Below are 23,340 nucleotides of genomic sequence, written 5' to 3'. Positions count from 1 at the left end.
GCGCGGGGTGATCCAGCAGCTCGGGGCCGGCGAAAAGGGCGGGTTGCGTCGCGAAGCTCTCTCTCATCCCGAGATCCTAACCCATCGGGATCTCCAAGGGAATCAACGAGTTTCGCAGGGGTCTCTTACAAATATTTTGAATATAAACGGTGAAAATCATTGCATAATCATCAGCGCCGCATTTCGCGGCGCCGTTCGACTCACTTGAAGCTTGCGCGCTCCCTGCCCCGACCGCTCCGCGTCGAGCAGGTTGACATGCGCATGTCAACCTGCGGGAGCCGTCGCCAGGCGGGACGCCGCCGCGGGTCGACCCTCGCCGCCGCCGTCGCGCAGCGCGCCATTTATCGCCTTTTCCCAATATCTTTCAACGCAATAACCCCCTGTTACAATCAGTCACAATCCTTGATTTGTTCCCCTGAACCCCCGTCCCTATCTTGATCCTGCGAGCAGCCGGGCCCGAACGAGAGGCCACGGGCGAGAAGAATGGGGACTTGGGCCATGCCGACTACGGTGAAGCAGGAGATCGCGTTCGTCGGAACCGGGCTGCACAGCGGCCGGCCGGTGCGGATGCTCCTGCGTCCGGCGGCGACCGGCGGCGTCCGTTTCCGCCGCACCGACGTCTCCGACCGCGACAACGTCATTCCCGCGCGCTACGACCTCGTCAGCGACACCCGGCTCAACACCCGGCTGACCAACGCCGCCGGCGTCTCGGTCTCCACGGTCGAGCACCTGATGGCGGCGCTGGCCGGCACCGGCGTCTGGAACGTGATCGTCGACATCGACGGACCCGAGGTGCCGATCATGGACGGCAGCGCCGCGCGCTTCGTCCAGAAGATCGTCGCCACCGGCCTGCGCCACCTGCCCGGACCGAGCCGCGCCGTGCGCGTGCTCGAGCCCGTCCGCGTCTCGCAGGACGGCGCCTGGGCCGAGATCGCGCCCGCGCCGATGCTGACCGTCGGCTTCGAGATCGACTTCGCCGACGCCGCCATCGGCCGGCAGGCGCTGAAGCTGCCGCTCGTCAACGGCGTCTTCGTGCGCGAGCTCGCCGATTGCCGCACCTTCTGCCGCCGCGCCGACGTCGAGGCGATGCAGGCGCACGGGCTGGCGCTCGGCGGCTCGCTCGACAACGCCATCGTCGTCGACGGCGACGAGGTGCTGAACCCCGAGGGCCTGCGCCGCTCGGACGAGTTCGTGCGCCACAAGATGCTCGACGCCGTGGGCGACCTCGCGCTGGCCGGCGCGCCGATTCTCGGCGCCTATCGCGGCTTCCGCGCCGGCCATGGCGTCACCAACGCCCTCCTGCGCAAGCTCTTCGCCACGCAGGGCGCCTGGGCCGAGGCGGCGCTCGATTCCGACACCGCCCGCCAGCTCCCGGGCGCGGGCGTGGTCGCCGCCGACCTGCGGCGGGCGAGCTGAGACTTCACGGCAGGAAGACCGAGCAGCGAATGGAGGCGCACTCCCGCCAAGGGGGTGCGCTTCCGCTTTTCCACCCCGTAGGATCATGCTAACTGAACCGCCGGCCGGGGGGGCGAAAGTCCGGACCCGGCGACTGTCGAGGGAAGGCATGCCGGGCGCGCGGAAGACTGGACACCGCTTGACGCTGGTCGTCCTGGTCGCCTTGGCGGCCTTCGCGGCCGGCTGCTCGCGCAACCGTCCGCCGCCCATCGAGGGGCGGTCGGCGCAGGACATCTACCTCGACGCCGAGGCGCTGCTCGCCGACAACCAGCCCCGCGACGCCGCCGAGATGTTCGACGAGGTCGAGCGGCTCTACCCCTATTCCGAATGGGCCAAGCGGGCGATGCTGATGTCCGCCTACGCCTACCACGAGGGCTCGCTCTACGCCGAGAGCCGCGCCGCCGCCGACCGCTACCTCGCCTTCTACCCGGCCGACGCCGACGCGCCCTACGCGCAGTTCCTGATCGCGCTCAGCTACTACGACCAGATCGTCGACATCGGCCGCGACCAGGCGAACACCTTCGAGGCGCTGCAGGAGATGCGCGACATCATCGAGCGCTATCCCGACAGCGACTTCGCCGCCTCGGCGCAGATGAAGTTCGAGCTGGCGCTCGACCATCTCGCCGGCAAGGAGATGGAGGTCGGCCGCTTCTATCTCGGCCGCGGCCACTACACCGCCGCGATCAACCGCTTCCGCGTCGTGGTCGAGGAATACCAGACCACCACCCACACGCCCGAGGCGCTGCACCGGCTGGTCGAGGCCTATCTCTCGCTCGGCCTCACCGCCGAGGCCCAGACCGCGGCGGCGATCCTCGGCCACAACTTCCGCGGCTCGGAGTGGTACGCCGACAGCTACGCGCTCCTGCAGGGCAAGGGCCTCCGGCCGGCCAACGTGGGCGACGGCTGGCTCAACCGGACCTACCGGCAGGTCGTGCTCGGCAAGTGGCGCTGAGCCGCCGCGCCGGCTCGCGCTGATGCTCGCCGCCCTCTCCATCCGCGACGTCGTGCTGATCGAGACGGCCGAGCTGCGCTTCGGCCCCGGCCTCAACGTGCTGACCGGCGAGACCGGGGCCGGCAAGTCTATCCTGCTCGACGCGCTCGGCTTCGTCCTCGGCTGGCGCGGCCGCGCCGAGCTGGTCCGCGCCGGCGCCGGCCAGGGCGAGGTGACCGCGGAGTTCCTGCTGCCCCCCGGCCACCCGGCCGAGGCCGTCCTCGCCGAGGCCGGCCTGCCCGCGCCCGAGGAGGCGCTGATCCTGCGCCGGACCGCCACCCCCGACGGCCGCCGCCAGGCCTGGGTCAACGACCGCCGCGTCTCCGTCGAGACCCTGCGCGCGCTCGCCGACACGCTGGTGGAGCTGCACGGCCAGGCCGACGACCGCGGCCTCCTCGACCCGCGCGGCCACCGCGCCCTCCTCGACGCCTTCGCCGGGGCCGAGGCCGACCTCGCCGCCGTCCGCGCCGCCTGGGCGACCCGCGCCGCCGCCGCCCGCGCCCTCGCCGAGGCCGGGGAGCGCCTCGCCGCCGCCGGCCGCGACGCCGACTACCTGCGCCACGCCGCCGCCGAGCTGGAGCGCCTCGCCCCGGAGCCCGGCGAGGAGGCCGCGCTCGACGCCCGCCGCCGCGCGCTGCGCGCCGCCGAGCGCATCCGCGAGGACGTCGCCCGCGCCGCCGAGGCGCTGGGGCCCGACGGCGCCGAGGGCCGCCTCCTCGACGCGATGCGCTGGCTGGAGCGTGCCGCGCCGCAGGCCGAGGGCGGGCTCGACGCCGCGCTCGACGCCCTGCCCCGCACGCTGGCCGAGCTCGCCGAGGCGACCGGCGCCCTCGCCGCCGTGCTGGAGGCCGAGTCCGGCGCCGCCGGCGAGCTGGAACGCGTCGAGGAGCGGCTCTTCGCGCTCCGCGCCGCCGCCCGCAAGCACCAGGTCGACCCCGAGGCGCTGCCCGATCTCGCCGCCGGGCTGCGCGCCCGCCTCGACGCCCTCGACGCCGGCGCCTCCGGCGTCAGCGCGCTCGCCGCTTCCCTCGCCGCCGCCGACCATGCCCACGCCGCCGCCGCCGCGACGCTCTCGGCCCGCCGCCGCGAGGCCGCCGCCCGGCTCGACGCCCGGATGGCCGAGGAGCTGCCGCCGCTGAAACTGGAACGCGCCCGCTTCGCCACCGAGATCGCCGGGGCCGAGCCCGGCCCCGACGGCGCCGACCGCGTCGCCTTCCTCGTCGCCACCGCCCCGGGCGCCGCGCCCGGCCCGATCGGCCGCATCGCCTCGGGGGGCGAGCTGTCGCGCTTCCTCCTCGCGCTCAAGGTCTGCCTCAGCGCCCGCGCCGACGGGATCACCCTCATCTTCGACGAGATCGACCGCGGCGTCGGCGGCGCCACCGCCGACGCCGTCGGCCGCCGCCTCGCCGCCCTCGGCGCGGCGACCCAGGTCCTTGTCGTCACCCACGCCCCCCAGGTCGCCGCCCGCGGCGTCGCGCACTGGCAGGTCGGCAAGCGGATGTCGGCGACGCGGGCGCTGACCGAGGTCCTGCCCCTCGGCCCGGACGCCCGCGTCGAGGAGATCGCCCGGATGCTCGCCGGCGACGTCGTCACCGACGCCGCCCGCGCCGCCGCCCGCGCCCTCCTCGCCGGCTGACCCCCGGCGTCGCAACAGGCCTGTTCCCGCTCTCGGCTCCATGATATATGACCAAGTCATACCAAGGACCCGCAGATGACCGTCAAGACCACGCTCAGCTTCACCGACCGCCATCACGCCTTCCTCCTCGCCAAGGTGGAGCAGGGCGTCTACGCCTCCGCCAGCTCCGCGGTCGCCACGGCGATCGAGCAGATGATGGAGGACGATTCCGCCCGCGGGGCCGCGCTCGAGGCGATGGCGCAGGAGATCCGGGCCCGGCTCCAGACCCCGACGTCGCACTACCTCGATCCGGCCGAAGCCTTCGACGCCGCGCGGGCGCTGCTGCAGGACGGCTGACCGCTGTCCTACCGTCTCGCCTTCCACCCCGGGGTGCGGGACGATCTCCTCCGCATTCTCCGCCTCGTGGCCGACCACAGCGGGCGCGAGGCGGCGGAACGGCGTCTCGCCGAGATCGAGGCGGCCGTCCGCGCCCTCGCGGACACGCCGCACAAGGGATCGCTGCGCCACGAGATCGCCCCCGGCCTGCGCGCCATTCCCGCCGGCCGCCGCGCCGTCGTCGCCTTCACCGCGGACGACGCGAGCCGGACCGTCCTCGTCCACGCCATCAGCTACGGAGGCGCCGACTGGATCTCCGTGATCCACCGCCGCCGATGAGCGCCACCTGCACCCGTGGTTAGAAATTCCTGACCCCGCCACCCGAGGAAAAGCAGTCGCTTCCCCGCCCGCCCCGCCTCAGCACCCAAGCGCCGCCCCCGACGATCCACCCGCATTAGCCCTTTCTTAAGCCGATCCGCGCCACGGTCCCTGCCGGGGCAAGGGGGAGGTATCGGTCTTGGCGCAGGTGCTGTCCTTCCGGATCGCCGACGCCGCGCCCGCCGGGCGGGAGGCGGAGCCGGCCGCGCGCCCGCTCCTCGGCGACGTCCTCGTCCGCGCGGGCAAGCTCGCCCCGGAGAAGCTCTCCGGCGCGCTGGCGCTCCAGCGCGAATGCGACGTCCGCCTCGGCCATATCCTGCTCGTCGACGGGCTGATCTCGCGCGCCGATCTCGTCGAGGCGCTCTCCGCGCAGTCGAACCTCGGCCCGGCCGACCTCGACGCCAATCCGCCCGAGCCGGAGCTCGCCCGCGGCGTCGACCCCTATCTCTGCCTGCGCCTCGAGGCGATCCCCTGGCGCCGCCACGCCGGCCGCCGCGTCATCGCCATCGCGAGCCCCGACGACGGCGCCGCGGCGCTGGAGGCCCTCGCCGGGCCCGGCGCCCCGGCGGCGCTCGCCATCGCCCCGGCCGACGCCATCCGCCGCGCCATCGGCCGCCAGTTCGGCGCCCGCATGACCGCCGACGCCGAGCGGCGCTGCCCGGCGCGCTTCAGCTGCCGCGACATGCTGAGCGCCGGGCTCAGCCCCCGCAAGGCCCTCCTCGTCGCCGCGCTCGCGCTCGGCGCGGCGCTCGCGCCCCTCGTGGCGCTCCGGCTCCTGCTGGCGCTGGCGCTCCTCGCCAACCTCGCCACCACGGCGCTCCGCGCGGCGGCGCTCGTCGTGCGCTGGCGGCTCGGGCCGCCGCGGACCAGCCCGCCCGGCCCGCGCCTCGCCGACCACCGCAAGCGGCCGCCGGTGTCGCTGCTCGTGCCGCTCAAGGGCGAGGCCGCGGTCGCCAGCCAGCTGGTCGCGGCGCTGGGGCGCATGGAATACCCCGCCGCCCTCCTCGACGTGAAGCTGGTGCTCGAGGCCGGCGACGTCGACACCCGGGCCGCGCTCCTCGCCGCCGGCCTGCCGCCGACGGTCGAGATCGTCACCGTGCCGCGCGGCACGATCCAGACCAAGCCGCGCGCGATGAACTACGCCCTGCCGTTCTGCCGCGGCGAGATCGTCGGGGTCTACGACGCCGAGGATCTGCCGCATAGCGGCCAGATCCTCGCCGTGGTCGACCACTTCGCCAATTCCCCGCCCGAGGTCGCCTGCGTGCAGGGCTACCTCGACTTCTACAACGCCGAAGCCGGGTGGATGGCCCGGCTCTTCACCGTGGAATACGCCGTCTGGTTCCGGCTGCTCCTGCAGGGCGTCGCCCGGCTCGGGCTGCCGATCCCGCTCGGCGGCACCACGGTGTTCTTCCGCCGCGCCGCGCTGGAGCACGCCGGCTGCTGGGACGCCCACAACGTCACCGAGGACGCCGACCTCGGGATGCGCCTCGCCCGCCTCAACTACCGCACCGAGATGATCCCGACGACGACCGAGGAGGAGGCGAACTGCTCGGGGATGCGCAAGTGGATCGGCCAGCGCTCGCGCTGGCTCAAGGGCTACGCCATCACCTGGGCCGTCCACATGCGCGAGCCAGTGGCGCTCTGGCGCGAGCTCGGCCCGCTCGGCTTCGCCGGCTTCCAGATCATCCTCCTCGGCAGCGTCGCCTCCTATCTCGGCGCGCCGCTGCTCCTCGGGCTCCTCGCCGGCATGGCCGGGGTCCCGATCCCGCTCCTCTCCGAGGTCCCCCGCTGGGCGGGCCTCGGCGTCATCGCCTCGCTGGCCGCCGGGAGCCTCGTCTGGCTCGCCTGCGTGGTCGTGGCGCTGCGGGACACCGACCGGCTCGCCACCCTGCGCTGGCTGCCGCTCCAGCCCGTCTACAGCCTCCTGGGCGCCGCTGCGGCCTGGCGGGCGCTCGCCGAGGTCGTCCACGCGCCGTTCCACTGGCAGAAGACCGAGCACGGCCACACCCCGCCCCGGTGAGCCGCCGGCCTACCGCAGCAGGTCGAGCGTCGCCCGGTCGGGCCCGTCGTAGAACGCGGCCAGCGCCGCGGCGAAGCGTTCCTCCTCCGGCGCGGCCTCGGCGAAGAGCGTCAGGCAGGAGCGGAGCTTGATCGCGTCGATCCCCCCGAGGATCGCCGCCGCGTCCTCGCCGGCATGTCCCAGCATCAGGTCGACGGCCCGGCGCAGCCGGGGGCCCAGCACGGGATGCGCGAGATAGGCCCGCGCCTCCGCCAGCCCGTCGAGCGCGTAGAACCGCGCCGTCTCCGACCGCCCGAGCCCGGCCGCCTGCGGGAACACGAACCACATCCAGTGGCTGGCCTTGCGCCCGGCGGCCAGCTCCGCCTCGACCTGCGGCCAGACCCGGTCCTGCGCCGCCACGAATTCCCCGAGCCCCTGCCGCCGCATCCGCCGCTCCCGTCCAGAAGGACCCATCCTACCACGAAAGCCCGGGCAAGGTCTCGTTCACGATTACATAGAATCAATGGCTTAGGCAATTTTCACGCGTGAACACGCGGGCCTCACCCCTCCCGAGCTCACCCCTCCCGCGGCGGCGCGTCCCGCTCCTCCCGCGCCTCGGTCCGCCGCCGGGCCTCCAGCCGCGCCCCGTCCAGCAGCTCCTCCAGCGCCCGGTGCTTGCCGACGGCGACCGCCGCCGCGGCCCGCGCCGCGGCGAGGAGCGGCGCGAGCCGCGCCCGCTCTGCCCGCACGGCGGCGGAGCGGGCCTCCGCCCAGGCGAGGCGGCGCCCGATCGCCGGCAGGTCCCCGGCGGTGACCTCGCCTTCCATGTCCCGGGCATGGGTGGCGGCGAGCCCGGCCAACTCCTCCGCCAGCCGCCGGTCCGCCGAGGCCACCGCCTCCAGCTCGGCCAGGGCGCGGGCCTTCCGCGTCCCGGCGAGCGCCAGCAGCTCGGCGAGCCGCGCCGGCGTCATGCCTCGCCCCGCGCCCGGGCGGCCTTGCGCATCCGGTCGGCGAAGCGGATCGCTGCGGCCACCGCCCGGTAATGCTCCGGCGCGATCTCCCGGCCGATCTCCACCGTCGCGTGCAGCGCCCGCGCCGTCGGCGGGTCGGAATGGATCGGCACCCTGGCGATCGCCGCCACCTCGCGGATGCGCAGCGCCACCTCGCCCTCTCCCTTGGCGACGCATTCCGGCGCCGAGCCCTTGGCCCGCGACCAGCGCAGCGCCACCGCGTAGTGGGTCGGGTTGACGATGACCACGTCCGCCTTCGGCACGTCGAGCATCATCCGGTTCGTCGCGATCGACTCCGCGCGCGCCCGCCGCTGCGCCTTGACGTGGGGATCGCCCTCGCTGCGCTTGACCTCCTCCTTGATCTCCTCCAGCGACATGCGGAGCTTGCGGGCGTGGTCGAAGCGCTGCCAGACGAGGTCGACCCCGGCGATCGCCACCGCGATCAGGCTCGCCGCGGTCAGCACCTCGACCAGCTCCTGCGCGAGCAGCGCCCCCAGCACCCGCGCATCCGCGGTCGCCGCGCCGACGATCCCGTCGATGTCGTCCCTCAGCATCGCGACGAGCACGCAGGCGATGGCGACGAGCTTGACCGCCGACTTCCCGAACTCGACGAGCCCGCTCGGTCCGAACTTCTGCTTGAAATTCGAGAGCGGCGACAGCTTCGACAGCTTCGGCTCCAGCTTCGAGGTCGAGAACACGATCGCCCGCTGCGCGAAGAGGCTCACCAGCACCGCGGCGAGCGGCGCGAGGAAGAAGGGCGCGAGCGCCCGCGCCGCCTCGCCGATGATCGCGGCCGAGAGCCCGGCGCCGCCCGGCCCGAGGATCAGCCCGGCCAGCCGGTCCGGCTGGTCGAGGAACACCATCAGCGTCGACGCCGCCCCGGTGACGCTCCACGCCCCCATCGCGGCGACGGCGGCGAGCAGCCCGAGATAGGCCGCCGCGGCGTTGGCGTCGGCGGAGCGCGGGATGTCGCCCTTGCGTCGCGCCTCGGCGAGGCGCTCCGGCGTCGGATCGTGGACCTTCTCGCCGGAATCCTCGCCGCTCATCGCGGCGTCGCCAGCGGCGCGGCCAGCGTGGCGTCGAGCTCGCCGCGCCAGTGGGTGAGGATGAGCGGGCTCGCGAGAAGCAGCAGCAGGATCGCCGCCGCGGTGATCGCCGGCGCGCCGATGAACGACACCATCAGCTGCGGCATCGCCTTGTTGATCGCCCCGAGCGCGACGTTGTAGGCGAAGGCGGCGATCACGAAGGGCGCGGCCAGCGTGAAGCCGAGCGCGAAGGCCGCGCCGACCCGCGCCACGCCCCAGGCGAGCACGTCGGCCGCCGGCAGCGCCGCCCCGATCGGCAGCACGTCGTAGGAGCCCGCGATCGCCATCGCCGCCTTGACGTGCAGGTCGGCGACGACGGCCAGCGTGATCCCGGCGAGCGTCAGCAGGTTGCCGATCGCCGGCATCGGGTCCGGCGTCGCGCCCGCCCCGAAGATCTGCGCCAGCGCCGTCGACTGTGAGGCGATCGAGCCGGCGAGCTGGAGCGCGAGGACGAGCAGCCGCACCGCGACGCCGACCAGCAGCCCCGCGCCCGCCTCGATCAGCATCAAGAGGAAGAACGGCCGCGCCGGGTCGATCCGCGCCGCCTCGGGCGCCACCATCGGCGCGACGACCAGCGTCAGCGCGATCGCGGCGGCGAGCTTCACCCGGGCAGGGATCATCTGCTCGCCGAAGCCCGGCAGCAGCGCCGCCACCGCGCCGACCCGAACGAAGACCAGCACCGCGACCGCAAGCCCGGCCTCGGTCAGGTCGAGGACGCGGGCCAGCCCTTCAATCATGCCAGCCCCTCGATCACGCCAGCCCCAGCACGGCGGGCCGCGACCGCGTGCCGATCTCCTCGAACGACAGGACCGGGTTGCGGATGCCCTTGGCGCTCAGCACCGTATGCACGAACCGCCGCCGCCGCGTGGAGGTCAGCACCGCCGGATAGCGCCCCTGCGCCCCGGCGGCGGCGATCTTCTCGGCCACAGCCGCGGCCAGCCGGTTGAACTCCGCCGGCGGCAGCGCGACGTCGACGACGCCGGAGCCCTCGGGCAGCTGGTGCTTCTGGAACAGCTCCTCCCAGGCCGGCGCGAGCTGGATCAGCGGCAGCGCCCCGTCGGCCTCCTGCAGCCCGGCGACGAGCTGGAAGCCCAGCCGGTGCCGGACATGCTCGCAGATCGCCTCCGGCCCGACGCTCGGCGCATAGACCTCGGCGATCGCCTCGAAGATCAGCGGCAGGTTGCGGATCGACACCCGCTCCTCCAGCAGCAGCCGCAGCACCGCCTGCAAGGTGTCGATCGGGAACTTGTCCGGGACGAACTCCTCGTAGATGCGCTTGTTCGCCTCGGCGCGCTTCGGGTCCGAGGGCGACACGAACTCGTCGAGCAGCCGCCGCAGGCAGCGCCGGTTGAAGAGCCTCCCGAAATTGCCCTTCACCACCTCCAGGAGATGCGTCGCCACCACCTCGACCGGCGACACCACCGCGAGCCCGAGCAGCGCCGCCTCCTCCTGCCGCGCGGGCGGGATCCACCGCGCCGGCGCGCCGTAGACCGGCTCGGCGACGTCGCGCCCCTCCGGCGCGGCCGCGCCGTCCTCGGGCAGCAGCACCAGCACCCGGTCGGTCTCGATCTCGGCCCGCGCCGCCTCGACGCCCTGCAGCCGGATCGCATAGGTCCCCGCCGGCAGGCCGGCGTTGTCGGTCAGCCTGATGTCCGGCAGGATCAGCCCGAACTCCGCGGCGATGTGGTTGCGCATGTTGGCGATGCGGGCGTCGAGCCCGGTAGCCGCGTCCATCACCACCGGCACCAGTCCGGGCGAGAACTCCATATGGATCTCGTCGATGTCGAGCACGTCGCCGAGCGACCTGGTCCGCGGCCCCGCCGGCGTCGCCGCGGCGTCCTTCTCCGGCGCCGTCGCCGCCGCCGCCCGCTTCGCCTCCTCGCCCCGCGCCACCCAGGCCGCGGCCCCGAGCGCGGTCGCGCCGATCATGAAGGGCACGAAGGGCAGGCCGGGGATGAAGGCGAAGAGCGCCATCAGCAGCGCCACCGTGGCGAGCGCCGTCGGATAGCCGCCGAGCTGCGAGATCAGCGCCCGGTCGGTCGAGCCGACCAGCCCGCCCTTGGAGAGCAGCATGGCGGCGGCGATCGAGATGATCACCGCCGGGATCTGCGTCACCAGCCCGTCGCCGACGGTGAGGATGGAATAGGTGCGGAACGCCTCGCCGATCGGCATCCCGTGGACGAGCACGCCCATGGCGAGCCCGACCACGAGGTTGATCAGCGTGATCAGGAGCCCCGCCACCGCGTCGCCCTTGACGAACTTCGAGGCGCCGTCCAGCGAGCCGAAGAAGGTCGTCTCCTCCTGCTCGATCCGCCGCCGCTCCCGCGCCTGCTCGTGGCTGATCGCGCCGGCCGCCATGTCGGCGTCGATGGCGAGTTGCTTGCCCGGCATCCCGTCGAGCGCGAAGCGCGCGCCCACCTCGGCCATCCGCCCGGCGCCCTTGGTGATGACGATGAAGTTGACGATGAGGAGCACGATGAAGACGACGAGCCCCATCGCCACCGAGCCGCCCATGATGAACATGGCGAAGCCCTCGATCACATGCCCCGCCGCCGCCGTCCCCTCGTGGCCATGCCCGATGATGAGCTTGGTCGAGGAGACGTTGAGCGACAGCCGCAGCATCAGGCTCGCCAGCAGGATCGTCGGGAAGGAGGAGAAATCCAGCGGCCGGTTGATGAAGAGGGTGATGGTGAAGATCAGGATCGCGATCGCGAACGACGCCGCCAGCCCGAGGTCGAGCACGAAGGCCGGCATCGGCAGGACCATCATCGCGATGACCGCCATCAGCGCCAGCGCCAGCAGCACCGTCGGCTGCCAGAGCGCGCTGACCTCGAACCGCGGCGCCGCCCCCGCCGCCATCAGAACAGGCTCCCGGCGGCGGAGGTCAGCAGCGGGGCGCCCTGCCCGAGCATCGGCGCCGCCTCGGTGAGGAGGCCCGGGCCGGCGGGCACCGCGGCGACGCCGGCGAGGCTGCCCATCACCGGCGCGGGCGGCGGCCCGGTGCGGATGCGCTGCGCCGTCGCCGCCCGCTCCGCCCGCCGCCGCGAGGTGCGCGAGCTCCGCGGCGCGCCCTCCTGCGCGCTGGCGAGCAGCGCCTCGTCGGCGGTCAGCGCCGCGGGATCGAGCCCGGCGAGCAGCTTGTCGAAGCGCGCCCGGTAGATCGCCGCCTTGTCCTCGGTCAGCGAGTGATAGGCCCCCGCCGCCGCCGACCAGTCGCCGCGCTCCTCGTAGAGCGTGCGCAGGAACTGCGCGGCGTAGGTCGCGGTCCATTCCGGGTCGAACATGTCGTCGAGGCTCGGGAAGGCGTGGCCGTGCCAGCGGTAGTTGATCTGCACGCAGCCGACGTCGAAGGACTTCCGCCCCTCCGCGAGGCTCTGCTCGGCGAAGGCGCGCGCCTCCTCGCGCGTCTCGAACCAGTGCCCCTGGCCCTCGCGGTTGATCGCCCAGGGATAGGGGCGGATCCGGCCGCCCGACTTGCGCCCGGTCTCGGTGAGCGCGACGGCATAGAGCACCTCCGGCGGCACCCCGCCCCGACGCGCGCCGTTGACGATCGCCTGCTCGCAGAGCGCCGCATCGTGATCGGGCTCCGGAATTTCCTCCGCCGCCGCGGCCACGGGCCCCAACGCCGCCGTCAGCACGGCCGCGAGCACGAGCGGGCGAAGCATGAGCCGGGATTCTCCTCGAGCCAGTCCGCCCGAGCACTAGCGCCCCGAAGGTTACCGAGCCGTTAGCGCCGTCCCGCGGCCCGCCAGCCGCGTCGCCTGGCGCGCTGGCGTTAACCCATTGATAACCACGAGATTGATGCAACCCCGCGCCGGGCGCATCATTTGAACGGGGTAGCGTAAGGGGGTAACGGTGCGACAGCAGCTCGAGGAGCGCCTGGCCTACGGGCGACTGGTGCGTGAACGCGCGCTCTGCCTGATGGAGGCGCATGGCGCCGCCGCCACGGCGGTGCTGCACGACGCGGTGGCGGAGGCCGGGCTTCCGATCGGCGAGCGGATGTTCCTCGAGGCCGTCGGCGCCCGGATCGACCGCCTCGCCCGCGCCCCGCAAGGCCGCCTCGGCGCCCGCCGCCGCCTCCGCGCCTTCCGGGCCTGAGCCGGCGGCGGCGAGCGCCCCCCAGGTCCACGGGCTCCGTCGGACGCCCCGACAACCGGCGTCGTGCGCCTCGGGCGCAACGCCGGCTGCTTCGATCCGGCTCAAGCGTTCCGCGGCCCGCCTCGGGCCGCGGCGCAGCGCGTCAGTGCGGCGGCCCGACCCGCCTCGGTCCCGACGCGCCCGCCTCAAGGCGCCCACGGCCCGCCCGGGGGGCGGCCGGCCTCGCTGAGTCAGGCCGCGATCACGCCGCCTGGGCCATAGCCCGGCCGTAGAAGCTCTCGCCCTTCGCCGCCATCTCGCGCAGCAGCGCCGGCGCGGCGAAGCGCGGGCCGTGGCGCGCCGCAAGCTCGTCGCAGATCTCGACCGCCCGCGCGGCCCCGAGGATGTCGAGCCAGCCGAACGGCCCGCCCGTCCACGGCATGAACCCCCAGCCGAGGATCGCGCCGACGTCGCCCTCGCGGATGTCCGTCAGCACCCCCTCCTCCAGCGCCCGCACCGCCTCCAGCGCCTGGATCATGCCGAGCCGCAGCCGCACCTCGGCCGCCTCCGGCTGCGCCTCCGCCGCCGGCCAGCGCCGCCGCAGCTCCGGCCACAGGCCCTGCCGCTTGCCCTTGTCGTCATAGGCGTAGAACCCGGCCTTCGCCTTGCGCCCCAGCCTGCCCTCGTCGGCCAGCGCGAACAGCACCGCGTCGGCGGCGCCGTCGGGATAGGCCGCGCCCATCGCCGCCCGCGTCGCCTTCGCGATCTTCACGCCGAGGTCGATCGAGGTCTCGTCGACGAGCTGCAACGGCCCGAGCGGCATCCCGAGGCTCCGCGCCGCGTTCTCGACCAGCGCCGGCTCCACCCCCTCGGCGACCATGCGCACCCCCTCGTTGATGTAGGGGATGATGCAGCGGTTGGCGTAGAAGAACCGCGCGTCGTTGACGACGATCGGGGTCTTGCGGATCTGCCGCACGAAGTCGAGCGCCTTGGCCACCGCCCGGTCCCCGGTCTCCCGCCCGCGGATGATCTCCACGAGGCTCATCTTGTGGACCGGCGAGAAGAAGTGGATGCCGATGAAGTCCGCCGGATCGCGCGACGCCTTCGCGAGCTCGGTGATCGGCAGCGTCGAGGTGTTGGTGGCGAAGATCGCGCCCTTCTCCAGCACGGCCTCGGCCCGGCGCGTCGTCTCCGCCTTCACGGCCGGGTCCTCGAACACCGCCTCCACCACGAGGTCGCAGCCCGCCAGCGCCGCGAAATCCGCGGTCGCCGTCACCCGCGCCAGCGTCTCCGCCGCCTGCGCCTCGCTGCGACGCCGCCGCTTCACCGCATCGGCTAGCAGCCCCTCGACGCCTGCCCGGCCCCGGTCCGCCGCCTCCTGGTCGCGGTCGATCAGCACCACCGCGATCCCGGCCTCGGCCGCGACATGGGCGATCCCCGCGCCCATCATCCCGGCGCCGATCACCCCGAGCCTGCGCACCTTCTCGTCGCCGACCTTCGGCCGGTTCGCCCCCTTCTCCAGCGCCTGCTTGTTGAGGAAGAGCGAGCGGATCATCGCCCCCGACGAGGGGTTCATCAGCACGCCGACAAACCAGCGCGCCTCGATCCTCAGCGCCGTGTCGAAGGGCACGAGCGCGCCCTCGTAGATCGCCGACAGCATGGCGCGCGCCGCCGGATAGACGCCCTGCGTCTTGCCATGGACCATCGCCGAGGCCCCGACGAAGGTCATGAACCCGCCCGCCGAATAGGGCGCGCCCCCGGGGAACTTGTAGCCCTTCGCGTCCCAGGGCTTGACGATCTCCTCCGGCCTCGCCGCCAGCACCCAGGCCTTCGCCGCCGCCAGCAGCTCACCGGGCGCCACCACCTCGTCGACGAGCCCCGCGGCCTTCGCCGCCTTCGGCTCCAGCATCCTGCCCTCGAGCAGCACCGGCGCCGCGGCCATGACGCCCAGCATCCGCGTCAGCCGCGTCGTGCCGCCGGCCCCGGGGAAGATGCCGACGAGGATCTCCGGCAGCCCGACCTTCGCGCCCGGCCGGTCCGCGAGGAAGCGCCGGTGGCAGGCGAGGCCGATCTCCGTGCCGATCCCGGCGGAGAGGCCCGGGCTCGCCCAGGCGACCGGCTTGCCGCCCTTCAGCGTCTTCGGATCCATCCCGGCGCGCTCGATCCGCCGCAGGAGGCCGTGGAGCGCCATCACCCCGTCGAAGACCCCCTTCGCCGGGTCGGCGCCCGCCGCCTCCTTCATCCGCGCGATCACGCCGAGGTCCATGCCCCCGGCGAAATCCGCCTTGGCCGAGGTGATCACCACCCCCTTGACCGCCGGGTCGCCCAGCGCCCGCTCGAGGCAGTCGCCGAGCTCGACGATGCCCGCCTCGGTCAGCACGTTCATCGAGCGACCGGCCAGGTCCCAGACGATCGTCGCGACGCCGTCGGCGTCCACGCTCATGGTAAATGATTCGCTCATCGCCGGGCCCTTCCCGCCAGCCTTTTCCGTTCCGCACGAAAGATTGCACGGCGCTGTCGCGAAATGCGACGCCGCCCGCCTCCAGCCGTTACCGTCACGACCATGAAAATGGTTAACGCGTAACTGCCGGTTGAAAGTTCCGCTTTACGCCACCGCGCGCTTCTTCGTGAGCGCCTGCCCGGGTTACGATGCCGTTGCTGAAGCAGCCCATATTCACAAGGGAGTTGTAACCGATGAAGACCCTTACGATCGCCAAGGCTGTCGCCGTGGCGCTGACGATCGGCGCACCCGCCGGCGCGGCGACGCTCGACTTTTCCGGCCTGCCGCTCGGCCGGCTCGGAGACCCGGTCCTGGTCCTTTCCAACGCCACGCTGACCAGCGGCGGCGACGACCTCTTCAACATCGCCGGCCAGGGCATCTGCGCGTTCAACCTCGCGTTCAACTGCGAGGCCGACCTCGACATCGACTTCGACTCCGAGGTGTCGGACCTGAGCTTCCAGGCCAACGGCTTCAACGCGGGCGACTTCGTCCTCGCCCAGGCGTTCAGCGCCACCAACGCGCTCCTTGGCGCAATCGAGATCGAGGCGGACGGCGTCTTCAGCTTCGGCGCGCTCGGCGGCATCAGCCGGCTGCTCCTCGCCGACAGCTCGACCGGCGCCGGCTACTCGTGGAACAACTTCCAGTTCAACGAGACGGCCGCGCCCGTGCCGCTGCCCGCGGCGCTGCCGCTCATGCTCGGCGGCATGGCCGCCGCCGGCGCCTTCCTGCGCCGCCGCAAGGCCTGAGCCTGCCACCGCACTGCGCGCCCCCGCCCGGGCGGCGCGCAGCAATCCCGCACGGTCGCGAGGAGCAGTGGCCCGCCCGCGCGGCGCCGGCGCGCCGCGCAGTCCCGCGCCCGCGCCAGCGTCGTCCCGCGGCGCCTTGGCGCCGGCGCGAATACCCCTTCCCGCGCGCAGTCCCACGCGCGCGCAGGCATCGTCGTCCCGCACCGCCGGCCGCCGGAGGGTCGCCGACGCGCGCAGTCCCGCGCACGCGCCAACGTCGTCGGCCGTGGCGGAGCGAGGGCGGGGAGAGCAGGACGCGCACGATCCCGCGCCCACACCGTCGTCGTACGCCGGCGCGACAGTGTCCCGCCGCCGCCCGGCATGCAGGCCCGCATGGATGCCGGGGCGCTCCTGTCCGCGCCGCATTCCTCAGCGCTCCCCGATGAGCGTGCCGTCCGCCCGCTCGTCGCGCCGCCGCGCGCCGTCCTTGCGCGTCACCAGGTCGTCGTCGGGATAGCTCACCACGTCCCGCGCCGCCCGCGTCCCGACCGTCAGGTAGACCGCCGGCCGGTCCGAGCGGTTCTCCAGGCAATGCCCCACCGGGTCGCCGGCGCGCCAGGCCGCCGCGTCGCCGGCGCGCAGCACCGTCTCGACGTCCTCGATCAGCACCACCTCGCCCTCGAGCACCAGCACCATCTCGTCCTCGTCCGAATGCCAGTGCCGCAGGCTCGACCGCGCCCCCGGGTAGAGCCGCTCCAGATGCGCGCCGAACTGCGTCAGCCCCGCCGCATCGCCGATCACCCGGTGCGCATATGGGGCGAGCCGCGCCCCGATCGCCGGATGCACGTATTCCCCCTCCTCGACCCAGTCGCCGATCGCCACGCGCGGCATCAGCCGCCGCTCCCGTCCGGCGTCCACACCGACCCGTCGCGGCGCAGGAAGACCGGCTTGCCGTCGCGCATCGCCAGCACGAAGTCGACGTCCGAGTAATGCGCCACCTCGTCCTTCGCCTTCGTGCCCACCACCAGGAACGACGCCGGCGCGTCCGTATCGTTGCGGAAGCAGTGCCCGTCCGTGTCGCCGGCCCGGAACGCCGCGCAATCCCCCGGCCGCATCACCGTCTCGCCGCCGTCCTGGCGCAGCGTCAGCTCGCCCGAGACGATCCACACGAACTCGTCCTCCTTCTCGTGCCAGTGCCGCAGCGACGACACCGCCCCGGGCTCCAGCATGACGAGGTTCACCCCGAACTGCGTGAGCCCGCCCGCCTCGCCGAGCCGCAGCGACGAGCGCCCCCGCATCATCGACGCGAAGGGCTCCGGATAGATCGACCCCGTCCTCAGCGGCGCCGCCGCCTTGTCGATGACCCCCATCAGTGGCCCCCCCCTCCCCGCGGCGCCCTGCCAGCCGCTGCCCGCCAGCCCCCGGCCGTGGCGCCGAGCCGACGGCCGACCTCCGCACAATGGCAGCCGTCCTCCACCGGCCGCGAGCCGACGATGACCCCCATCAGTCGAACCTCCCTCCCCGCAGCACCTTGCCGGTCGCCACCTCGACCACGCGCCAGCCCTCGGCGGTGGTGTCGAGGCGATGGCCGACCTCCGGGTAGTGGCAGACGTCCTCCACCGGCCGCGAGCCGGCGATCAGGAACGCGCACGGCGCGTCCGAGCGGTTCTCCACCGTATGCGCGACGGCGACGCCCGCCGGCCAGCAGGCGAAGTCCCCCGGCCCCAGCCGCCGCGCCGTCCTCGATCACCGTGACCTCGCCCTCGAGCACGTACAGGAACTCGTCCTCCTGCTCGTGCCAGTGCGGCTCCGAGGTCCGCGCCCCGGGGTCGAGCACCTGCCGCCGCACCCCCATCCGCGTCAGCCCGCCGGCGTCGGACAGGAGCTGCATGATCCCGCGGCCCGCGACGACATGGTCCGGGTGGCTGTCCCAGTCCGGCGCGTCGCCCGGGCCGAGGACGGTCACGCCACCCTCTCGATCACCGTCGCCGCGCCCATGCCGCTCGCCACGCAGAGCGTCGCCAGCCCGACGCCCTTGCCGGTCCGCTCCAGCTCGTCGAGCAGCGTCCCGATGAGGATCGCCCCCGTCGCCCCCAGCGGATGCCCCATCGCGATGGCCCCGCCGTTGACGTTGACCCGGTCCGCATCCACCCCGAACGCCTGCATGAAGCGCAGCACCACCGAGGAGAACGCCTCGTTCACCTCGAAGAGGTCGACGTCGCCGGCGGTCATCCCCGCCGCCGCCAGCGCCCGCTGCGTCGCCGGCACCGGCCCGGTCAGCATGATCGTCGGGTCGGTCCCCACCCGCGCCGTCGCCCGCACCCGCGCGCGCGGCGCGAGCCCGTGCCGCTCGCCGAAGGCCCTCGACCCCACCAGCACCGCCGCCGCCCCGTCGACGATCCCCGAGCTGTTCCCCGCATGGTGGACATGCTCGATCCGCTCCAGATGCGGATACTTCAGCAGCGCCACGGCGTCGAAGCCCGGCATCCCCTCGCCCATCTCCTTGAACGCGGGCTTCAGCGCCCCGAGCGACTGCATGTCCGTCTCCGGCCGCATGTGCTCGTCGCGGTCGAGGATGCGCAGCCCGTTCACGTCGTCGACCGGAATGATCGACCGCGCGAACCGCCCCTCCGCCCAGGCCTGCGCCGCCCGCCGCTGGCTCTCCACCGCCAGCAGGTCGCAATCGTCCCGGCTGAACCCGAACTCCGTGGCGATGATGTCCGCCGAGATGCCCTGCGGCACGAAATAGCTGCGGAACGCCAGCGACGGATCCACCGCGATCGCCGCCCCGTCCGAGCCCATCGGCACCCGGCTCATCATCTCGACCCCGCCGGCGACATAGCCCTCGCCGACCCCGGCCCTCACCTGCCCGGCGGCGAGGTTCACCGCCTCCAGCCCGCTCGCGCAGAAGCGGTTGATCGCGAGCCCCGGCACCCCCTCGCCGATCCCGCTCGCCAGCACCGCCGACCGCGCGAGGCAGCCGCCCTGCTCGCCGATCTGGGTGACGTTCCCCCAGATCACGTCCTCGACCGCGTTCTCCGGCAACCCGTTCCGCGCCTTCACCGCGTCGAGCGTCAGCGCCGACAGCCTGAGCGACGTCACCTCGTGCAGGCTCCCGTCCGCCCGCCCCTTGCCCCGCGGCGTCCGCACGGCGTCGTAGATATAGGCCTCGGTCACGCCTCGCCCCTTCCCTGAACCCTCGCCCGCGCCGCTCAAAGGCTCGCGAGCATGTCAGCCACCTCGATCTCGATCCCCGGCGGGTCGAGCTCCAGCGTCCCCTCCCGCAGGAAACGGGTCTCGATCACCCCAGCCGCGCCGCGCCGATGGTGCACGACGGCCCGGTCCCCGGTGAGCACCATCACATAGTGCCGCAGGCTCGGCAGGCCGAAATAGCCGTAGAGCTTCGCCCCGGCGTCGATCCCCCGCACCACCGGCGAGACCACCTCGACCACCACGACAGGATCCGCGATCTCCGCCGCATCCCCCGGCAGCCGCGCACCGCACCGCAGCAACGCATCCGGGTCATAGACGCTGTCCGCGCCCACGCGCACCGCCATCCCGTTCGGGAGCGCCTCGCCCTCGAGGCCACGGGCCCGCACCGCAGCGCGCAGCGCGACCCAGACATCCCCCTTCACCAGCGCATGGTCCACGCGATCGGGACCGAGCCGCACGACCTCGCCGTGCGACAGCTCATACCGCCCTTCCGGCTGCTCCAGCCCCCAGGCGATGAACTCGTCCGCGTCGAACCTCCGGCGCCTCGGCTCTTCCATGGCCGTCCCGTCCTCCCGCTACGACGCCCGCGGATGTCCCGGCATCAGCTCATAGGGGTGCTTCCACCCCGGCAGCGCCGCGATCCCGGCCCGCCAGCGCACGATGTTCGGATGCGCCGCCTCGTCGAGGCCGAACTCGTCGCCGAAGTAGAGATACCCCACGCAGGACAGGTCCGCCGTCGACGGCCGGTCGCCGACGATCCAGTCCCGCCCCTCCAGATGCCCCTCCAGCACCTTCAGCGCCGCCTTCGCCCGCCCGTCGAGCCAGGCGTTCACCGCCGCGTCGCGCTTCGCCTCGGGCACGAAGTTCGTCAGGAACCGGTAGGTGGCGATATACGAGGTCAGCTTGTGGTTGTCCCACAGCGTCCAGCGCAGCACCTCGCGCCGGTCCGCCTCCGACTGCGGCGCGAAGTCGCGGAACCGCTGGCTTAGGTAGTCGAGGATCACCCCCGACTGGCTCAGCCGCAGCTCGCCGTGCTCCAGCACCGGCGCCTCGCCCATCTCGTTGACGCCGCGATACTCCGGCGTCCGCGTCTCGCCCCCGAAGAAGTCGACGAAGACCGGCTCCCAGTCCGCGCCGTTCAGCGCCAGCATCAGCGCCGCCTTGTAGGAATTGCCCGACTGGGCGAAGCAGTGCAGCCGATACTCGCTCATCCCGTCCCCATCCGATCTTGCACGTTAGCGAATTTAGCAGGACATATCAGAATGTTAGACGCCTATCACGCGTGTTAGCCCTCAGAACGCCTCCGCCGGCAGCGCCATGACCGGCCCCGCGCCCGACTGGATCCGCGCCAGTCGCAGCCCGGTCTCCGGCAGCGTCCGCGCCATGTAGTAGCGCGCCGTGGCGAGCTTGGCGCGGCCGAAATCGTCGTCCCGCCCCAGCGCCGCCCGCGCCATCCGCGCCCACATCAGCCCGAGCCCGACGAGCCCGAACAGGTGCAGGAAGTCCGTCGACCCCGCCAGCGCCTCGTTCGGGTCCTTCATGCCCTTCTGCACGAAGAACGTCGCCGCCGCCTGGAGGTCCTTCGACGCCGCCTTCAGCGGCTCGACGAACTCCGCCATGCCTTCCTCGCCGGCGCTCTCCCGGATGAAGCCCTTCACGATCTCGAAGAACGCCATGACATGCCGCCCGCCGTCCGCGCCGAGCTTGCGCCCGACCAGATCCAGCGCCTGAACCCCGTTCGCGCCCTCGTAGATCATCGCGATCCGCGCATCCCGCACGAACTGGCTCGCCCCGGTCTCCTCGATATAGCCGTGCCCGCCGAAGAGCTGCTGCGCCTGCACCGCGCCCTCGAAGCCCTTGTCGGTCAGGAATCCCTTCACCACCGGCGTCAGCAGCGAAACCAGCCCCTCGGCCCCGGCGTCGCCCGTCCGCTGCGCCTGGTCGATCAGGCTCGCCGCCCAGAGCAGGAAGGCCCGCCCGCCCTCGATGAACGCCCGCTGGTCCATCAGCGCCCGCCGCACGTCCGGATGCACGATCAGCGGATCCGCCGGCCCCGCCGGGTTCGCCGGCTTGCCCACCGCCCGGCCCTGCAGCCGCTCCCGCGCATAGGCCGCCGCGATCTGATACGCCGCATCCCCCTGCGCCAGCCCCTGCGCCCCCACCGCCAGCCGCGCCTCGTTCATCATCGTGAACATGGCCCGCAGCCCCTTGTGCGGCTCGCCGACCAGCCAGCCCGTGGCGCCGTCGTAGTTCATCACACAGGTGGCGTTCCCGTGGATGCCCATCTTCTCCTCGATCTTGCCGCAGGAGACGCCGTTGCGCTCCCCGAGCGCGCCGTCCTCCGTCACCAGGAACTTCGGCACGATCAGCAGGCTGATCCCCTTCACCCCCTCCGGCGCCCCCGGGATGCGCGCCAGCACCAGATGGACGATGTTCTCCGTCAGATCGTGCTCGCCCGCCGAGATGAAGATCTTCTGCCCGGTGACGCGATAGCTCCCGTCCGCCTGCGGCTCGGCCTTCGTCCGCAAAAGCCCGAGATCGGTGCCGCAATGCGGCTCGGTCAGGTTCATCGTCCCCGACCATTCCCCGGTGACGAGCTTCGGCAGCCACCGCGCCTTCAGCTCGTCGCTGGCATGGGCGGCGATGGCGTTGTAGGCGCCGTGGCTCAGGCCCCAGTACATGTTGAGCGCCATGTTCGCCGCGGCGTGCATGGTCCCGATCGCGGTGTTGAGGATGTGCGGCATCCCCTGCCCGCCGTATTCCTCGGCAAGGTCGATCCCGATCCAGCCGCCCTCGGCGACCGCGTCATAGGCGGCCTTGAACCCCTCGGGCGTGCGCACCACGCCGTTCTCCAGGCGGCAGCCCTCGCGGTCGCCGACCGCGTTCAGCGGCGCCAGCACGTCGCGGGCGAGCTTGCCCGCCTCCTCGAAGATCGCCGCGGTGGTCTCCCGGTCGAGATCGGCGAAGCCCGGCGTCGGCAGCGCCGAGATCCCGAGCACGTCGTGCAGGATGAACTCCAGGTCGGTGAGCGGCGGCGTATAGGCGGTCATCGCGTCGTTCCCCTCACCCGGCCGCGAGCGCGACGCCGCGCTCCGCAAGCGTCCGCTGGCCCCAGTCGAGCTGCCGCCGCAAATCCTCGATGGCGAGGCCGAGCTCGTCGCGCTGCGCCTCCATCGCCCGCAGCCGCTCCTGCCCGATGGCGATCGTCCGCGCCAGCTGCGTCGCCCGCCCGTCGCCGAGGTCGTAGAGCTCCAGGAGCTGGCGGATATCCTCGAGGCTGAACCCGAAGCGCTTGCCCTGCAGGATCAGCTTCAGCCGCGCCCGGCAGCGCCGGTCGTAGATTCGCCTCTGCCCCTCCCGGATCGGGAAGATCAGCTCCTTCGCCTCATAGAAGCGCAGCGTCCGCGGCGTCACGCCGAACTCCGCGCACATCTCCCCGATGCCGAGGAGCCCCGCAATCTCGTCGTCCGCGCCCGCCACGTCCCGCGCCTCCGCCAGTCGTCCCGCGGAAGATGGCCGGGGGTCGCGCGTCACGCAAGGCGAAAAGCTTACGTTCGCGTCAACCTGACGCGACGTCATCCGCCGGGCGTCACTTCTTCTTGTCGCCCCTCTTGTCGGCGACGTGCTCCGGCTTGCCCTTGCGGCTGGTGGAGGCGAAGTCCTCGAGCTCCTTCTCGGTCATCGACTCCTCCATCTCGCGCGCCGCCCCCTTGAGCTTCGAGACCGGCGTCTCCCCCCGCTTCGCCGATAGCGCGGCCCCCGCCGCCTTCTGCTGGGCCTTCGATTTCGCAGGCATGTCGTCCTCCTGTCGCCGCTGGCGTGGCCGACAACCGCGCCGCGGCCGGTCCGTTCCCCGCCCCGCTCCCGCTCTCGTGAGCGGGGCGGCGCGACGAAGCTTGATCCCGATCAACGAAGTCGCGCCGCCCCCTGCCTAGATGTAACGTCGGCCCAGCAGC

General features: G+C 73.0%; 25 protein-coding genes and 1 pseudogene. 9 read left to right on the top strand and 17 right to left on the bottom strand.

Going from position 1 to position 23,340, the window contains the following annotated elements; translation table 11 throughout:
• The 7 genes from KBB57_RS10960 to KBB57_RS10930 form a co-directional block, all read left to right on the top strand.
• A partial coding sequence (locus KBB57_RS10960; protein ID WP_290749842.1) for a hypothetical protein occupies positions 1 to 208 on the top strand: 208 nt, incomplete at its 5' end.
• A gap of 290 nt (positions 209 to 498) precedes the next feature.
• Positions 499 to 1,416, top strand: a complete 918-nt coding sequence (lpxC, locus tag KBB57_RS10955; RefSeq protein ID WP_290749840.1) for a UDP-3-O-acyl-N-acetylglucosamine deacetylase — start codon at positions 499 to 501, stop codon at positions 1,414 to 1,416.
• A gap of 178 nt (positions 1,417 to 1,594) precedes the next feature.
• Positions 1,595 to 2,407, top strand: a complete 813-nt coding sequence (locus tag KBB57_RS10950) for an outer membrane protein assembly factor BamD (protein ID WP_290749838.1) — start codon at positions 1,595 to 1,597, stop codon at positions 2,405 to 2,407.
• A gap of 22 nt (positions 2,408 to 2,429) precedes the next feature.
• The gene (recN, locus tag KBB57_RS10945) at positions 2,430 to 4,082 is read left to right on the top strand and encodes a DNA repair protein RecN (protein WP_290749835.1); all 1,653 of its coding nucleotides are present in this window, start codon (positions 2,430 to 2,432) and stop codon (positions 4,080 to 4,082) included.
• Positions 4,083 to 4,157: 75 nt separating this feature from the next.
• Positions 4,158 to 4,418, top strand: coding sequence for a type II toxin-antitoxin system ParD family antitoxin (locus KBB57_RS10940; RefSeq protein ID WP_290749832.1), 261 nt, complete (start codon positions 4,158 to 4,160; stop codon positions 4,416 to 4,418).
• 3 nt (positions 4,419 to 4,421) lie between these two features.
• Positions 4,422 to 4,736, top strand: a complete 315-nt coding sequence (locus KBB57_RS10935; protein ID WP_290749857.1) for a type II toxin-antitoxin system RelE/ParE family toxin — start codon at positions 4,422 to 4,424, stop codon at positions 4,734 to 4,736.
• A gap of 187 nt (positions 4,737 to 4,923) precedes the next feature.
• Positions 4,924 to 6,795 carry a glycosyltransferase family 2 protein gene (locus KBB57_RS10930; protein ID WP_290749855.1) on the top strand — a complete coding sequence of 624 codons (1,872 nt, stop codon included), beginning with the start codon at positions 4,924 to 4,926 and terminating at the stop codon, positions 6,793 to 6,795.
• Positions 6,796 to 6,804: 9 nt separating this feature from the next.
• On the opposite strand, the gene KBB57_RS10925 is transcribed toward KBB57_RS10930, so the two are convergent.
• The 6 genes from KBB57_RS10925 to KBB57_RS10900 form a co-directional block, all read right to left on the bottom strand.
• Positions 6,805 to 7,221 carry a DUF1810 domain-containing protein gene (locus KBB57_RS10925; protein WP_290749828.1) on the bottom strand — a complete coding sequence of 139 codons (417 nt, stop codon included), beginning with the start codon at positions 7,219 to 7,221 and terminating at the stop codon, positions 6,805 to 6,807.
• 128 nt (positions 7,222 to 7,349) lie between these two features.
• Entirely contained in the window at positions 7,350 to 7,745 is a 396-nt protein-coding gene (locus tag KBB57_RS10920; protein WP_290749825.1) for a hypothetical protein, read from the bottom strand.
• Positions 7,742 to 8,830 carry a flagellar biosynthesis protein FlhB gene (locus KBB57_RS10915; RefSeq protein ID WP_290749822.1) on the bottom strand — a complete coding sequence of 363 codons (1,089 nt, stop codon included), beginning with the start codon at positions 8,828 to 8,830 and terminating at the stop codon, positions 7,742 to 7,744. The genes KBB57_RS10920 and KBB57_RS10915 overlap by 4 nt, the downstream gene beginning before the upstream one ends.
• Complete coding sequence (locus tag KBB57_RS10910; RefSeq protein ID WP_290749819.1) at positions 8,827 to 9,606, bottom strand: flagellar biosynthetic protein FliR; 780 nt, start codon at positions 9,604 to 9,606, stop codon at positions 8,827 to 8,829. Before KBB57_RS10910 ends, KBB57_RS10915 begins: the two co-directional genes overlap by 4 nt.
• Before the next feature lie 13 nt (positions 9,607 to 9,619).
• The gene (gene flhA, locus KBB57_RS10905; RefSeq protein ID WP_290749816.1) at positions 9,620 to 11,728 is read right to left on the bottom strand and encodes a flagellar biosynthesis protein FlhA; all 2,109 of its coding nucleotides are present in this window, start codon (positions 11,726 to 11,728) and stop codon (positions 9,620 to 9,622) included.
• A complete protein-coding gene (locus tag KBB57_RS10900) occupies positions 11,728 to 12,534 on the bottom strand; it encodes a transglycosylase SLT domain-containing protein (protein ID WP_290749813.1) in 807 nt (268 codons plus the stop codon). Before KBB57_RS10900 ends, flhA begins: the two co-directional genes overlap by 1 nt.
• 190 nt (positions 12,535 to 12,724) lie before the next feature.
• Between KBB57_RS10900 and KBB57_RS10895 the strand changes: the two genes are divergently transcribed.
• Positions 12,725 to 12,967 (top strand): hypothetical protein, encoded by a 243-nt coding sequence (locus KBB57_RS10895; RefSeq protein ID WP_290749811.1) that lies wholly within the window; start codon positions 12,725 to 12,727, stop codon positions 12,965 to 12,967.
• A gap of 241 nt (positions 12,968 to 13,208) precedes the next feature.
• Here KBB57_RS10895 and KBB57_RS10890 read toward each other — a convergent pair whose 3' ends face one another.
• A complete protein-coding gene (locus KBB57_RS10890; RefSeq protein WP_290749808.1) occupies positions 13,209 to 15,407 on the bottom strand; it encodes a 3-hydroxyacyl-CoA dehydrogenase NAD-binding domain-containing protein in 2,199 nt (732 codons plus the stop codon).
• Between the two features lie 233 nt (positions 15,408 to 15,640).
• On the opposite strand from KBB57_RS10890, the gene KBB57_RS10885 reads away from it, so the two are divergent.
• Positions 15,641 to 16,192: a VPLPA-CTERM sorting domain-containing protein gene (locus tag KBB57_RS10885; RefSeq protein WP_290749805.1), complete on the top strand. Its 552-nt coding sequence runs from the start codon at positions 15,641 to 15,643 to the stop codon at positions 16,190 to 16,192.
• Positions 16,193 to 16,600: 408 nt separating this feature from the next.
• Here the strand turns inward: KBB57_RS10885 and KBB57_RS10880 are convergent, their stop codons facing one another.
• From KBB57_RS10880 to KBB57_RS10840, 10 genes and pseudogenes are all read right to left on the bottom strand, one after another.
• A complete protein-coding gene (locus KBB57_RS10880; RefSeq protein WP_290749802.1) occupies positions 16,601 to 17,062 on the bottom strand; it encodes a cupin domain-containing protein in 462 nt (153 codons plus the stop codon).
• Positions 17,062 to 17,541 carry a cupin domain-containing protein gene (locus tag KBB57_RS10875; protein ID WP_290749799.1) on the bottom strand — a complete coding sequence of 160 codons (480 nt, stop codon included), beginning with the start codon at positions 17,539 to 17,541 and terminating at the stop codon, positions 17,062 to 17,064. The genes KBB57_RS10880 and KBB57_RS10875 overlap by 1 nt, the downstream gene beginning before the upstream one ends.
• Positions 17,542 to 17,674: 133 nt before the next feature.
• Positions 17,675 to 17,845, bottom strand: a complete 171-nt coding sequence (locus KBB57_RS10870; protein ID WP_290749796.1) for a hypothetical protein — start codon at positions 17,843 to 17,845, stop codon at positions 17,675 to 17,677.
• Positions 17,846 to 17,915: 70 nt separating this feature from the next.
• Positions 17,916 to 18,026, bottom strand: a pseudogene (locus KBB57_RS20115) (cupin domain-containing protein); the annotation flags it as partial.
• Positions 18,027 to 18,133: 107 nt separating this feature from the next.
• Positions 18,134 to 19,348, bottom strand: a complete 1,215-nt coding sequence (locus tag KBB57_RS10865) for an acetyl-CoA C-acetyltransferase (protein WP_290749793.1) — start codon at positions 19,346 to 19,348, stop codon at positions 18,134 to 18,136.
• A 35-nt stretch (positions 19,349 to 19,383) separates the two neighbouring features.
• Positions 19,384 to 19,941 carry a Uma2 family endonuclease gene (locus KBB57_RS10860; RefSeq protein ID WP_290749790.1) on the bottom strand — a complete coding sequence of 186 codons (558 nt, stop codon included), beginning with the start codon at positions 19,939 to 19,941 and terminating at the stop codon, positions 19,384 to 19,386.
• An 18-nt stretch (positions 19,942 to 19,959) separates the two neighbouring features.
• Positions 19,960 to 20,595 carry a glutathione S-transferase family protein gene (locus tag KBB57_RS10855; RefSeq protein WP_290749787.1) on the bottom strand — a complete coding sequence of 212 codons (636 nt, stop codon included), beginning with the start codon at positions 20,593 to 20,595 and terminating at the stop codon, positions 19,960 to 19,962.
• 81 nt (positions 20,596 to 20,676) lie between these two features.
• On the bottom strand, positions 20,677 to 22,434 hold the full coding sequence (locus KBB57_RS10850; protein WP_290749785.1) for an acyl-CoA dehydrogenase C-terminal domain-containing protein: 1,758 nt from the start codon (positions 22,432 to 22,434) through the stop codon (positions 20,677 to 20,679).
• Positions 22,435 to 22,447: 13 nt separating this feature from the next.
• Entirely contained in the window at positions 22,448 to 22,816 is a 369-nt protein-coding gene (locus KBB57_RS10845; protein WP_290749853.1) for a MerR family DNA-binding transcriptional regulator, read from the bottom strand.
• Positions 22,817 to 22,973: 157 nt separating this feature from the next.
• Entirely contained in the window at positions 22,974 to 23,180 is a 207-nt protein-coding gene (locus tag KBB57_RS10840) for a DUF3008 family protein (protein ID WP_290749782.1), read from the bottom strand.
• Positions 23,181 to 23,340: the final 160 nt, after the last annotated feature.

Origin of the sequence: Amaricoccus sp. (genome assembly GCF_017993425.1) — a bacterium.
In the GTDB taxonomy this organism is placed as follows: Bacteria; Pseudomonadota; Alphaproteobacteria; order Rhodobacterales; family Rhodobacteraceae; genus Amaricoccus.
The sequence above is the reverse complement of the archived record's forward strand: the minus strand, read 5'-3'. Positions and strand labels throughout refer to the sequence as shown.

What these genes read in the sequence shown, in the direction of transcription:
- lpxC (WP_290749840.1), top strand. Translation starts at nt 499, where the DNA reads ATGCCGACTACGGTGAAGCAGGAGATCGCGTTCGTCGGAACCGGGCTG.
- recN (WP_290749835.1), top strand. Translation starts at nt 2,430, where the DNA reads ATGCTCGCCGCCCTCTCCATCCGCGACGTCGTGCTGATCGAGACGGCC.
- KBB57_RS10940 (WP_290749832.1), top strand. Translation starts at nt 4,158, where the DNA reads ATGACCGTCAAGACCACGCTCAGCTTCACCGACCGCCATCACGCCTTC.
- KBB57_RS10925 (WP_290749828.1), bottom strand. Translation starts at nt 7,221, where the DNA reads ATGCGGCGGCAGGGGCTCGGGGAATTCGTGGCGGCGCAGGACCGGGTC.
- KBB57_RS10920 (WP_290749825.1), bottom strand. Translation starts at nt 7,745, where the DNA reads ATGACGCCGGCGCGGCTCGCCGAGCTGCTGGCGCTCGCCGGGACGCGG.
- KBB57_RS10915 (WP_290749822.1), bottom strand. Translation starts at nt 8,830, where the DNA reads ATGAGCGGCGAGGATTCCGGCGAGAAGGTCCACGATCCGACGCCGGAG.
- KBB57_RS10910 (WP_290749819.1), bottom strand. Translation starts at nt 9,606, where the DNA reads ATGATTGAAGGGCTGGCCCGCGTCCTCGACCTGACCGAGGCCGGGCTT.
- flhA (WP_290749816.1), bottom strand. Translation starts at nt 11,728, where the DNA reads ATGGCGGCGGGGGCGGCGCCGCGGTTCGAGGTCAGCGCGCTCTGGCAG.
- KBB57_RS10900 (WP_290749813.1), bottom strand. Translation starts at nt 12,534, where the DNA reads ATGCTTCGCCCGCTCGTGCTCGCGGCCGTGCTGACGGCGGCGTTGGGG.
- KBB57_RS10890 (WP_290749808.1), bottom strand. Translation starts at nt 15,407, where the DNA reads ATGAGCGAATCATTTACCATGAGCGTGGACGCCGACGGCGTCGCGACG.
- KBB57_RS10885 (WP_290749805.1), top strand. Translation starts at nt 15,641, where the DNA reads ATGAAGACCCTTACGATCGCCAAGGCTGTCGCCGTGGCGCTGACGATC.
- KBB57_RS10880 (WP_290749802.1), bottom strand. Translation starts at nt 17,062, where the DNA reads ATGCCGCGCGTGGCGATCGGCGACTGGGTCGAGGAGGGGGAATACGTG.
- KBB57_RS10875 (WP_290749799.1), bottom strand. Translation starts at nt 17,541, where the DNA reads ATGGGGGTCATCGACAAGGCGGCGGCGCCGCTGAGGACGGGGTCGATC.
- KBB57_RS10860 (WP_290749790.1), bottom strand. Translation starts at nt 19,941, where the DNA reads ATGGAAGAGCCGAGGCGCCGGAGGTTCGACGCGGACGAGTTCATCGCC.
- KBB57_RS10855 (WP_290749787.1), bottom strand. Translation starts at nt 20,595, where the DNA reads ATGAGCGAGTATCGGCTGCACTGCTTCGCCCAGTCGGGCAATTCCTAC.
- KBB57_RS10850 (WP_290749785.1), bottom strand. Translation starts at nt 22,434, where the DNA reads ATGACCGCCTATACGCCGCCGCTCACCGACCTGGAGTTCATCCTGCAC.
- KBB57_RS10845 (WP_290749853.1), bottom strand. Translation starts at nt 22,816, where the DNA reads ATGTGCGCGGAGTTCGGCGTGACGCCGCGGACGCTGCGCTTCTATGAG.
- KBB57_RS10840 (WP_290749782.1), bottom strand. Translation starts at nt 23,180, where the DNA reads ATGCCTGCGAAATCGAAGGCCCAGCAGAAGGCGGCGGGGGCCGCGCTA.